Source organism: Patulibacter medicamentivorans (genome assembly GCF_000240225.1).
In the GTDB taxonomy this organism is placed as follows: domain Bacteria; phylum Actinomycetota; class Thermoleophilia; order Solirubrobacterales; family Solirubrobacteraceae; genus Patulibacter; species Patulibacter medicamentivorans.
This window is the reverse complement of record NZ_AGUD01000206.1, coordinates 26,497-37,537: the sequence shown is the minus strand read 5'-3', so window position 1 is coordinate 37,537 and position 11,041 is coordinate 26,497. Positions and strand designations below refer to the sequence as shown.

Annotated in this window: 10 protein-coding genes, 1 tRNA gene and 1 pseudogene; 9 read left to right on the top strand and 3 right to left on the bottom strand. The window is 73.2% G+C overall.

Annotated features, from left to right (window positions below; translation table 11 throughout):
* Positions 1–326: LuxR family transcriptional regulator (locus PAI11_RS13260; RefSeq protein ID WP_040600204.1), on the top strand; the 326-nt coding region annotated here is incomplete at its 5' end.
* On the opposite strand, the gene PAI11_RS13255 is transcribed toward PAI11_RS13260, so the two are convergent.
* A complete protein-coding gene (locus PAI11_RS13255) occupies positions 224–1,777 on the bottom strand; it encodes an MFS transporter (protein ID WP_050897237.1) in 1,554 nt (517 codons plus the stop codon). The two genes, PAI11_RS13260 and PAI11_RS13255, sit on opposite strands and share 103 nt — an antisense overlap.
* A 329-nt stretch (positions 1,778–2,106) precedes the next feature.
* Here PAI11_RS13255 and PAI11_RS13250 point away from each other — a divergent pair, with 329 nt between their 5' ends.
* The 3 genes from PAI11_RS13250 (at position 2,107) to PAI11_RS13240 (ending at position 4,471) form a co-directional block, all read left to right on the top strand.
* The gene (locus PAI11_RS13250; RefSeq protein WP_170320727.1) at positions 2,107–3,162 is read left to right on the top strand and encodes a M23 family metallopeptidase; all 1,056 of its coding nucleotides are present in this window, start codon (positions 2,107–2,109) and stop codon (positions 3,160–3,162) included.
* Positions 3,163–3,352: 190 nt separating this feature from the next.
* Positions 3,353–3,425: transfer RNA gene (locus PAI11_RS13245), tRNA-Phe, on the top strand.
* A 476-nt stretch (positions 3,426–3,901) separates the two neighbouring features.
* Positions 3,902–4,471 (top strand): TetR/AcrR family transcriptional regulator, encoded by a 570-nt coding sequence (locus PAI11_RS13240; RefSeq protein ID WP_040600202.1) that lies wholly within the window; start codon positions 3,902–3,904, stop codon positions 4,469–4,471.
* A gap of 221 nt (positions 4,472–4,692) precedes the next feature.
* On the opposite strand, the gene PAI11_RS28490 is transcribed toward PAI11_RS13240, so the two are convergent.
* Positions 4,693–4,851 (bottom strand): hypothetical protein, encoded by a 159-nt coding sequence (locus PAI11_RS28490; RefSeq protein ID WP_425280474.1) that lies wholly within the window; start codon positions 4,849–4,851, stop codon positions 4,693–4,695.
* Between PAI11_RS28490 and PAI11_RS28485 the strand changes: the two are divergent.
* A pseudogene (locus tag PAI11_RS28485) lies at positions 4,850–4,987 on the top strand (FAD-dependent oxidoreductase); the annotation flags it as partial. The gene PAI11_RS28490 and the pseudogene PAI11_RS28485 sit on opposite strands and share 2 nt — an antisense overlap.
* 376 nt (positions 4,988–5,363) lie before the next feature.
* Positions 5,364–7,160, top strand: a complete 1,797-nt coding sequence (locus tag PAI11_RS13230) for an AMP-dependent synthetase/ligase (RefSeq protein WP_007575518.1) — start codon at positions 5,364–5,366, stop codon at positions 7,158–7,160.
* 27 nt (positions 7,161–7,187) lie between these two features.
* On the opposite strand, the gene PAI11_RS13225 is transcribed toward PAI11_RS13230, so the two are convergent.
* Positions 7,188–8,408 (bottom strand): PucR family transcriptional regulator, encoded by a 1,221-nt coding sequence (locus tag PAI11_RS13225; RefSeq protein ID WP_138974298.1) that lies wholly within the window; start codon positions 8,406–8,408, stop codon positions 7,188–7,190.
* 156 nt (positions 8,409–8,564) lie between these two features.
* Between PAI11_RS13225 and PAI11_RS13220 the strand changes: the two genes are divergently transcribed.
* The 3 genes from PAI11_RS13220 to PAI11_RS13210 are packed head-to-tail and all read left to right on the top strand — an operon-like array spanning position 8,565 to position 11,040.
* Positions 8,565–9,386: an ABC transporter ATP-binding protein gene (locus tag PAI11_RS13220; RefSeq protein WP_007575514.1), complete on the top strand. Its 822-nt coding sequence runs from the start codon at positions 8,565–8,567 to the stop codon at positions 9,384–9,386.
* Positions 9,386–10,222, top strand: a complete 837-nt coding sequence (locus PAI11_RS13215; RefSeq protein ID WP_040600200.1) for an ABC transporter permease — start codon at positions 9,386–9,388, stop codon at positions 10,220–10,222. The genes PAI11_RS13220 and PAI11_RS13215 overlap by 1 nt, the downstream gene beginning before the upstream one ends.
* On the top strand, positions 10,219–11,040 hold the full coding sequence (locus PAI11_RS13210) for an MlaE family ABC transporter permease (RefSeq protein WP_244406543.1): 822 nt from the start codon (positions 10,219–10,221) through the stop codon (positions 11,038–11,040). Before PAI11_RS13215 ends, PAI11_RS13210 begins: the two co-directional genes overlap by 4 nt.
* Position 11,041: the final 1 nt, after the last annotated feature.

The window sequence follows — 11,041 nt, the reverse complement described above, 5'->3', positions numbered from 1 at the left end:
CCGAGGCCGATCACTGCGGCGCGACCGTGCTGGCCGCCCGCACGCGCGAGGAGCTGGTCGCCGCCGGCGCCCGACCCGGCGCGCCGGGGGGTCGCGGGACGAGCGCGCTGACCCCGGCCGAGCGGCGGGTCGCCGAGCGCGCCGCCGCCGGCCAGACGAACCTCCAGATCGCCCAGGACCTCTTCGTCGCCACGAAGACGGTCGAGGGCCACCTGCGCAACGCCTACCGCAAGCTCGGCGTCGACTCGCGCCGCGCGCTGGCCCCGATCCTGGCCGAGGCCAGCGGCGACACCCGCGGGGCCGGAGCTCGCGCCCCCCGGACCTGACCGACGGCCAGGCAGCCGAGCGCCCCGACGCCGAGGCAGATCGCGGCGAACGCCCAGCCGTGGTCGAAGGCGCGCAGCGCCTGCTCGGGTCGCGGGGTGCCGACGATCGCGACGACGATCGCCACCCCGACCGCCGCGCCGAGCTGGCGGGCGACCGCGTTGAGGGCCGTGGCGGTCGCGAACCGCGATCCGGGAGCGGCGACGACCGCGGCGCCGCTGACGTTCGGGAACAGCGTCCCGGCGCCGAGACCGAGCAGGACCATCGCCGGCAGCCAGACCCCGACGAAGTCCGGCGTCGCCTCGACCCGCTCGATCAGCCACAGCAGGCCGCCGCACCAGAGCACGCCGCCCGGCAGCGCGACCGCGCGCAGCCCGAAGCGGTCGACGATCCGGCTGGTCGGGCTGGCGATCGCGACGGCGACCAGCGGGCCCGGGGTCAGGGCCAGGCTGGCGTCGACGATCGAGTAGCCCCAGACCGAGGTCAGGAAGAGCACGTTGCAGAGCGTGTAGGCGTAGAAGCCGGCGGCGCCGACGATCGTCATCGCGTTGGCGATCGAGAAGTTGCGGATCCGCAGCAGCCCCAGCTCGACCAGCGGGTCGCGGTGGCGGCTGGTGCGGAGCGCGAACGCCGCGCCCAGCAGCAGCGCGCCGGCGAAGGCCGAGAGCACCGCGGGGCTGGTCCAGCCCCACGCCTCGCCCTGGACGATCCCCAGCACCAGGCCGGCGAGCGCGCCGGCGAGCAGCAGGGCGCCGAGCAGGTCCGGGGTCCCGCGGCGGCCGTGCTCGCGGCTCTCGCGCAGGACGACCGACGCCGACAGCCAGGCGAGCAGGCCGACCGGGACGTTGACCAGGAAGACCAGTCGCCAGTCGGACGCCGAGACGAGCAGCCCGCCGAGGGTCGGGCCGACGCCGGCGGCGAGGGCGGCCGACGCGGTCCAGAGCGCGACCGCCCGCGCCCGTCGCCGGAGCGGGACGGCGTGCAGCACCAGCGCCAGCGACGACGGCACGAGCATCGCCGCGCCGGTCGCCTGGACGACGCGCGCGGCGACCAGCGCCTCGACCGACGGCGCCAGCGCGCAGCCGACCGAGGCGGTCGTGAAGACGCCGAGGCCGGCCAGAAAGAACCGCTTGCGGCCGGCCAGGTCGGCGAGCCGGCCGGCGGCGACCAGGAACGCGGCGAAGACGATGTTGTAGGCGTTCAGGACCCACTGCAGGCCGTCGAGGCCGGTGGTCGGGAACGAGCGCTCGATGTCGGGGAAGGCGATGTTGACGACGGTCGCGTCGACGAACGCCATGAAGACGCCGAGCGACGCGACGGCCAGGACGAGTCCCGGCGGCCGGCTCGGACGGGGGTCGCCGGGTGACCCGCGGCGGGCGCGGCTGCGGCGGTTGGAAGAGACGAAGGCGTCGGGGACGTGGGTGGCGATCTGGGTCGCTGCGGGGTGTGGCACGGTGCTGGCTCCTTGGGATGAAGGGCACCGAGGGGGCGTAGGGGGTGGGGCATCGCATGGTGCGGGGCCGGAGCGATCGGCACCACGGGGAGCCCTCCGCAGATCCACCCCAACGTTTCGCCGGACGGTCCCCCAGGCTGGCGTCCGTACGCCGCAGCGGATCGTGCAGGGCGGCAGCCTGCGTGCAGGATCGCCCGAACCTGCACCGAACCTGCGCCGCCGTCGCCTCCGGGGCCCGGAATCCTCCAGCGAACCTGCAACGGGCCGGTGGGCCGTCCGCCAACGGGCAGGCTCACCGGGCCATGTCGCGGGCTCAACCACGCATCGCGGTGCATCGCACCACGGTGCTGCAGACGGCAGCGGTCCTTCTTGCCGCCGTGACCCTGCCGCTCGCCGGCGTCCGCCCCTCGGCTGCCCATGCCGACGAGCGGACGCCGGCGTCGACTGCGACCGACGGCTCCGGAGGGCTGCGCACCGGCAGCACCACGCCGGACGCCGCGACCTCGCCGCCGGCCCCGCCCGCTTCGGGCTCCGCCGGCGGCACCGCGCCCGAGGCGCCCGCCCGCGTCCCGGCCACGATCACCCGCTTCGCCCTCACGGCCCGGACCTGGAAGAAGGGCGCCGCCGCCCCGCAGGTCCAGGTCCGGATCGACGCCCGCCGCGCGACCGCGGCTCGCGTCCAGCTGCGGATCGAGGACCGGGCCACGCACAAGCTGCTGTTCCGCCAGTCGTTCGGGACGGTGCGCTCCGGCGTCGACGTCGCACGCCACGTCACGGCCCGGCTCGCCGCCAAGCCGGGCAGCTACCGGCTGCGGCTGGTGGTCAAGGACGCCACCGGTCAGCGGGCGCGTCGTAAGGGCGTCCCCGTCGCCTGGGGCCTGCGCGTGACCACGCCGGCAGAGACCGCCGCGACGGTCCCGACCGCGACCCCGACCGCGACCGGGAGCTACGTCTTCCCGGTCCAGGGCCGCTGCAACTTCCGCTCGGTGCAGGCCCAGCGCTTCCACGCCGGCCGCAGCGGCGGTCGTCTGCACAACGGCCAGGACATCGGCACCTACGACGGCTTCCCGCCGGTGGTCGCCGTGACCGCGGGCACGATCAGCCGCGTCTGGTACGACGACTTCGGCGGGGGCTGGACGCTGGTGATCGACGGCGACGACCGGATGGCGTACGGCTACCTGCACCTGAAGGCCGGGTCGATCCTGGTCAAGGCCGGCCAGCGGGTGACGCCCGGCCAGCGCGTCGCCAACGCCGGCAACACCGGCGGCGACTACGAGCCGCACCTGCACTTCGAGATGCGCCCGATCCCATGGGACGCGAACCGCGACCGGGCCGTCGACCCGCTGCCGTTCCTGTCCAAGCTGCCCAACCCCTGCGACGGATAGTCCGTCCGGCGCGCGTGTCGCGCGCTCCGGGCCGGCATGGCGGCATCCCGGCCCGGGCGCGCGGCAGCCGCACGGGCACGTTCGCGGCCCTCGAAGAGGCCGCCGGCCTCCCCACCTGAACGCCCGCTTCACCGACCCCGACGCGACCAGCCGCCAGCCCAGCCGGCCACCCGGTACCCTGTCCAGCCTCGGCGAGATAGCTCAGCTGGTAGAGCACACGACTGAAAATCGTGGTGTCCCGGGTTCGAGTCCCGGTCTCGCCACCTCCGAGAAGGCCCTGCAAAGCGGGGCCTTTTCTCTTGCCTACGGGCCCGTCAAGTATGAGCGCGACGGCGCCACGTTTCGGGGCCCGTGGCCTTTTCGTGGCCCAAACCGCGGCAACGCGCCACGTTCGGGCAGGGCCTTGGCTCTGGTGGGCGGGCCACCTAGCGTGGGTCGTTGACCGATACGAAGCGCCCCGGGCGACGCGCGAACGTCCCCGGGGCTGGCACAGGAGCGTGAACTCCCATGCATCACGAGCCTACCTACGGCCCGCCGCTGCCCGACGCGGAGATCCAGATCGGGGTGTTGCGGCATCTGCTGGATCTGCACCCGGCGCGACTGACTGACGAGGAGATGTATCGCGAGCTGGTTGGTGATCCCGACGACTTCGCCGAGCGGGACGGCGTCGAGCGCGCGGTCGGGGAGCTGGTGGGCAGCGGCCTGGTTTTGTCTGTCAAGCGGCCTATCGTCATGCCCGATGAGCAGCCGTGGCCTACGCACTCGGGAGCGGATCCTCGCGGCTGCCGAGCAGGATCTGATCGCTCACGACGGCATCGACATCGTCCGCGTCGCCTCCGCCGCCGGCATCTCCGTCGGCGGGCTCTACCACCACTTCGCCGCTAAGGACGACCTGCTCGCCGCGGTCGTCACGGCCTTCCACGCTCGCCACAACGAGCAGGTCATCTACGCCGAAATCCCCGGGCCGTGGCGCGAACGCGAACGCGAACGCATCCGCCGCTCCGTCCGCTTCCACTACGCTGACCCCCTCGCGCCCCTGCTCGTCACTCGCGCCGTGACCGACGCGCAGATCGCCCGCATCGACGCTCAAGAGCTCGCCCGCGCCGCTCGGGCATCCGCGGCGAACCTCGCCGCCGCCCAACGCAACGGCGAACTTCCCGCCACGCTGGACTGCGACCTCGCAGGCGCCATGCTCATGGGCGGCTCACGCCAAGTCATCGCCCGCGCCCTGACCCTGAAGCGCCGGCCCGCTGCCAGCCGCCTCGCCGACGAGCTCTGGGCCATGTGCGCCGCGATCGTGGACGCATAGCGCGTCGACGCGTGTCTGCGCTTGCCGCGTTGCACGTGGCACGCTCAGACGGTTGGGCGTTCCGCTGGCGCCTGGCCTATCGCGTCGCCTGGCCCCGGGCGCCGCCGCTCGTCAGCCCGTCGCGGCCGCGAACGCGCGGCGAAGCACGGCCTCGAGGGCGGCAGCGGTCGGCGGCTCGTCCGCCAGCAGCGCATGGAGAAAGAAGCCGTCGAGGGTGGCGCTCATCGTAGCCATGCCGGTTGCATCGAGGTCGTTCGCGAGCGGGCCAAGCGCGCCGCGAGCCACGTGGTGGCGCCCTCTCGCAGCGCCGGACGGCGCGCTGCAAGCAGATAGAGCTCGTAGCCCGCGATCGTCCGCGAGCGATGATCCCGGACCTTCATCCCGGTCTACGACTACGCGCTGGTGACCGAGCCGCTGGGCGGGGACCAGCTGGCGGCGATCGGCTGGAACGGCGACCACGGCCTGACCAGCGCCGGCAACCAGTTCCTGTACTTCCGCAAGACCGACGACGACCGAAGCCGGGATCCAGCTGACGCGGCGGGCGCTGGCCCGCGAGGATCGCACTGGCCGCCGCGGCCCGTGGCTGCGGGCGCTCGACCGCGCCGGGATTGGGTTCGCGTCGTGAGCAGTGTCGGCGGGGCCGTGACGGTGAGCCCCACGCTCGCTGCATGACTGTTCGATTCTCTGTTCTGGATGAGCACCGCGCGGCTCTGCGCTCGGCCGCGATCTCCACAGATCGCCGTCGTGCGCGGACCCAGGACGGCAGGGCAGCCTTGTGCGCGGTCCCCAACGACGGCCCCGCGACTTCGGTCCCCGGCCCCAGGCCGGCCCCGCCCGGCGACTGCGAGCCTGGCGCCCCGCCGATTGACCGGAGAGGGAGAAGGACATCGACATGTCGATCGCACCAGACGCCGCCACCGACGGGGAGGCACGGCAGGGCGCGGGGCCGCGGACCTTCTGCGAGGCGTTCCAGCGAACCGTCGCGGCATACCCCGACGACCCGGCGCTGCAGCGGTGGAGCGGCGGACCGTCGCTGACGTGGTCAGAGGTCGGCGCGCGGGTCGAGCAGACGGCGGCGGCGCTGGCCGGCCTCGGAGTCCGGCCCGGGGACACCGTCGCGCACCTGCTGTCGAACCGGCCCGAGTTCCACGTCCTGGACCTCGCGGTCCTGCACCTCGGCGCGACGCCGTTCTCGATCTACAACACGTCGCCCCCGGAGCAGATCGCGCACGTCCTGCGCAACGCCGGGAGCCGCGTGATCGTCACCGAGCGCGCGCTGCTGGCGCCGGTGCTCGCCGCGCGCGGAGACGCTCCGGAGGTCACGACCGTCGTCTCGATCGACGGCGGCGACGGCGTGCTGCCGTTCGGCGAGCTGCCCGCCGACCCGCGGTTCGACTTCGACGCCTCGTGGCGCGCGGTGGCCCCCGAGGACCTGGCCGTCCTGATCTACACGTCGGGCACCACCGGGCCGCCGAAGGGGGTTCAGCTGACCCATCGCAGCCTGATCGCGGCCTGGCGCGCGGCGAGCGCAGCGGTCCCGGCGATGGCCCGTCGGGGCCACCTGATCTCGTACCTGCCGCACGCTCACCTGGCCGATCGCTTCTTCGCGCACTACCCCGCCGTGCTGCTCGGCTCGTCGATCACCTGCGTCGAGGACCCGAAGACGGTGGTGGCGGCGCTGCCCGAGGTCCGGCCCTCGGTCTGGCTCGCGGTCCCCCGGATCTGGGAGAAGCTCAAGACCGCGCTCGAGGCGACGCTGCAGGGCCACGAGGACCCCGCCGTGCGGCAGCTGGCCGCGGACGGCCTCGCCGCCGGGCTGGCGCGCGCCCGCGGCGAGCAGCTCGACGCTGGGCAGGTCGCCGCCCACGAGCGGGCCGACCAGCTGCTGTTCTCCGCGCTGCGGGCGAAGCTCGGACTCGACGCGGCCGACGCGCTGGTGTCGGGATCGGCGCCGATCGGCGCCGACGTGCTCGAGTTCTTCGCCGCCCTGGGGCTGGAGATCCTCGAGGGCTACGGGATGAGCGAGTGCTCGGCGGTGATCTCGATCAACGCGCCCGGCCAGACGAGGATCGGCACCGTCGGCCGCCCCTGTCCCGGCGTCGAGCTCCAACTGGCCGACGATGGGGAGATCCTGATCCGCGGCGAGATGCTGATGGTCGGCTACCGCGGCCAGCCAGCCCAGACCGCCGAGACGCTCGACCCCGACGGCTGGTTGCGGACCGGCGACGTCGGCAGGCTCGACGCCGACGGCTACCTGCGGATCGTCGACCGCAAGAAGGAGCTGATCGTCAACGCCGCCGGCAAGAACATGTCGCCGACGAACATCGAGAACGCGATCAAGGCCCGCTCGCCGCTGATCGGCCAGGCGGTCGCGATCGGCGATCGGCGGCCCTACAACACGGCGCTGCTCGTCCTCGACCCCGACGCTGCCGCGGCCTACGCGACGCAGCACGACCTGGCCGACGGGTCGCCGGCCGTGCTCGCCGCCGATCCCGACGTCCTACGGCTGATCCAGGACGCCGTCGAGCGGGCCAACGCGACGCTCAGCCGCGTCGAGCAGGTCAAGCGCTGGACGCTGCTGGCCGAGGAGTGGCAGCCCGGCGGCCCCGAGCTGACGCCGACGATGAAGCTCAAGCGCAAGCCGATCGCGGATCGCTACGCAGCGCAGATCGACGCCCTCTACGCCTGACGCGCCACCGGCTGCGCGCGCACCGCGTCAGGCGGCGCGGTGGCGCGCCAGCCGGACGGCGATCGCCAGCTCCTGCAGGTCGTCGAGATCGCGCAGGTCGCAGGCGGTGAGCTCCTCGATCTTCGCCAGCCGGTAGTGCGCCGTGTTCGCGTGGACGTGGAGCCGCTCGGCCGCCGCCTTCACGTTCAGGTCGCACGCCAGGTAGGCCATCAGGGTCTCGACCAGCAGGCCGGCCTGGGCCAGGTCGCGCTCGACGAACTCGCGGATCGCGGGCGGCACCAGGCTCCACGCGGTGGCGTCCGCTCCGCGCAGGAACAGGTACTCCAGCGGACGCAAGGCCGGGATCGCGAGCAACCCGCCCGTCGTGGGCGCGCGCTCGCGGGCCAGGCAGGCCTCGTCGTAGGCGGCGGGGACGCCCGCCCGTCCTGCGTGGACGGTGCTGACGCCGACCGCCAGGACGATGCCATCCTTGGTCAGGGCTTCGTGGGCCGTCGTGAGCGCGTCGACCAGCCGCTGCGGTGGGTCAGGCGTGGCCCGCACCACGACGACCTCGTCGCCGCGGACCGCGAACAGCGGCTCGACGGCGTCGCCCGGAGCGTGCGCGAGCGCGACCGCCGCGACGGCGGCCGCGGCCGGGTCGGGGAACGGCTGGAGCGGGCGGGCCGCGACCACCAGCACCAGGACGTCCGCGTCCGCCAGGCCGCAGGCGCGCAGCGCGCCGAGCCGGGCGCCGACGGCGACCGGGCGTCCCGCGAGCAGGTCCTCCAGCAGCTCGCTGCGGCCCTCGCGCGCCGTCAGCTTCCGCGCCGCCTGGATCTCCTCGACCGACTCGGAGACCGCGTCGCTGAGCTCGTCCACGTAGTCGATCAACGGCCGCGAGAGCCGCGCGACCAGCGCCCCGCCATCGGGACCGGCCAGCTCCTCCAGCGCGTCCCAGAGAACCCGCTGCCACAGCTGCGCCGCGCGCACGAGCTCGCCCTCCGTGGCGCCCCTCAGCAGCGCGCGACGTAGGTAGGAGCGGACGAAGTCCAGCTCGGAGCGCGTGATTGGCCGTCCGGCCGAGAGCGCCTGGACGAGCAGGCTGATCGTCAGCTCCCCGGCCTCGTGCATGTCGCGCAACCGCTTCTGATGGCGCTCGTAGCCGGGGACCAGCTCGCGCATGTACGCCTCGACGAGCGCGCGCTGACGCCGTCGCAGCTTCGCCAGCACCTGCTCGGACGTCACCGGACCCGCGGACTTCGTGGCCATCACCACCTCCCGCCGGCCAGCCTATGCCACGACCGGGCATCCGCGAGCGACTTGTGACCGGTGAACAACGACCGGCCGGGCAAGTTTGGCGGCCGCTCCCAGGACCGGCGACGGCTCTCGCTGGGAGCCTGCTGCGGTGCCGAGGGGATCCCACGCATGAGCGACGCCGCCGGCGTCTACGCCCGCGCCGACGGGCTGCGGTTCGAGCGTGCCGCCGGCGACCCGTTCTGGGCGATCGAGTGTCGTGACGTCCACAAGTCGTTCGGCAGCAACAAGATCCTCGACGGCCTCAGCGTCGGCTTCCCGGACGGGATGGTCAGCGTGCTGCTCGGCCCGTCCGGCACCGGCAAGAGCGTGCTGGTCAAGCACCTGATGGGTCTGACCTTCCCCGACCGCGGCGACGTCCTGATCAAGGGCCGGTCGGTGCCCGGGATGCGGATGTCCGAGCTGCTGCGGATGCGCACGAACTTCGGCGTCTGCTTCCAGGACGGCGCGCTGCTCGGCTCGATGTCGATCTTCGACAACGTCGCCTTCCCGCTGCGTCAGCACACCGATCTGCGCGAGGCGGAGATCGCCGAGATCGTCGGCCACCGGCTCGACCAGGTCGGTCTCGGCAGCGCTGCGACGCGCCGCCCCAGCGAGCTGTCCGGCGGCATGCGCAAGCGCGCCGGCTTCGCCCGCGCGCTGGTGCTGGAGCCCGAGATCATGCTCTTCGACGAACCGGACTCGGGGCTGGACCCGATCCGCACCGCGCTGCTCTGCGAGCTGATCCAGGAGATCCACGCCGAGCAGGGCGGCGCCTACGTGGTGATCACCCACAACATCGCCGCGGCGCGGACCCTCGGCGAGTACCTGGCCGTGATCTGGAAGGGCCGGACGGTTCAAGCGGGCGAGGCCAGCGACATGTTCGGCTCCGCGGATCCCTTCGTCCGCCAGTTCCTGGCCGGCGAGCCCCGCGGGCCGCTGGGAATGGACTGATGGCACCTCGGGTCGCGGCACCCCCGGTGGCGGTCGAGCCGGCGCCACCACGCGCGCTCGGGCGCTGGCAGGCCGCCGCCGTCGAGCTGGCCGACCTGGCCGCCCTTGCCGCGGCGACCGTGCGCTGCTGGTTCACGCCGCCGTTCGGCTGGTGGGGCGAGGCGGTCGCCCAGGGTTGGCTGCTGGTCCGGCGGACGCTGATCCCGACGATGCTCTCGCTGTTCGCGTTCGGCTTCGGCGCCGTGGCGGTCCAGGGCGGCGGGTTCGTGTCGGAGCTCGGCGCCGCGGACCGGATGGGCGCGCTGTTCTCGGTCGCGTCGCTGCGGGAGTTCGTCCCGTTCGTCACCGGGATGGTGGTCGCCGGCGTCGCGGGGACCGCGATCTGCGCCGACCTCGGCGCCCGCCGCGTGCGCGAGGAGCTCGACGCGCTGGCCGTTATCGGCGTCGACGCGGTCCGCACGCTCGTCGCGCCGCGGGTCCTGGCCCTGATGGTCATCACGCCGGCGCTGAACATCGTCGGGCTCGTCCTGGCGACCCTGTCGGGGCTCGCTGCCGTCGGCGCGTTCGGCGGCACGACCGGCGGATTCCTAGCCAGCTTCCAGGCCGGGTTCACGCTCCCGGACCTGATCGCGAACGTCGTCAAGACCACGGTCTTCGGCTTCATCATCGGGATCGTCTGCGCGCACAAGGGCATGAACGCCAGCGGCGGCAGCGAGGGCGTCGGCCGCGCCGTCAACCAGGCCGTCGTGATCGCGTTCATCGCGATCTTCGTCTTCAACTACGCCTTCAACGCGACCTACCAGGCCGCACTGCCGTCGGCCCAGGACATCCGGTGAGCCGGGTGGCGACCTCGGCCCAGCACGGGAAGCGCCGTCGGATCCCGGGAGCGAAGCTGGTCGACGAAGCCGGCGACATGGTCGGCTTCGCCGGCCGCGCGCTGGTCAGCGCCGCCGGCGCCTCGCGCTACTTCGCCGAGATCCTCCGCCAAGCGTCGTTCCTGATCCTCGGCACGACGCTCGTGATCGTCGGCATGGTGACCGTGATCGGCGGCGAGTGCGGCCTCTTCGGCGTCTACCTGCTGCGCAGCATCGGCGCCGAGAGCTTCCTCGGCACCAACCCGCCGATCTGCGGCCTGCGCGAGATGTGGCCGTACATGTTCGGCTACCTGTTCGCCGCCAAGGTCGGCTGCGGGCTGGTCGCCGAGATCGGCTCGATGCGGATCAACGAGGAGATCGACGGGCTCGAGTCGGTCGGCATCGATCCGATGCGCTACATCGTCGCGACCCGGCTGCTCGCGGTCTGGCTGACGGTGCCGGCGATCTACGCGATCGCGATCCTGTTCGGCGCGCTCGGCAGCGCCCTGGCGGTGCTGGTCCAGTTCGGCGCGGTCTCCCGCGGGCAGTTCGAGTCGCTGCTGCTCGCCACCTGGACGACGCCCGACACGCTCTACTCGTTCATCAAGACGATCGTGATCGCGACCGCGATCGCGCTCGTCGGCATGTACTACGGCTACCGCGCCCGCGGCGGCCCGGTCGGCGTCGGCAACGCCACCGCCCGCTCGATGATCGTCAACCTGGTGCTGATCCACGTGATCGGCGGGGCGCTCTCGACGATCTTCTGGAGCGGCAACTACGGGATCAGCTTCGGGGGCTAGG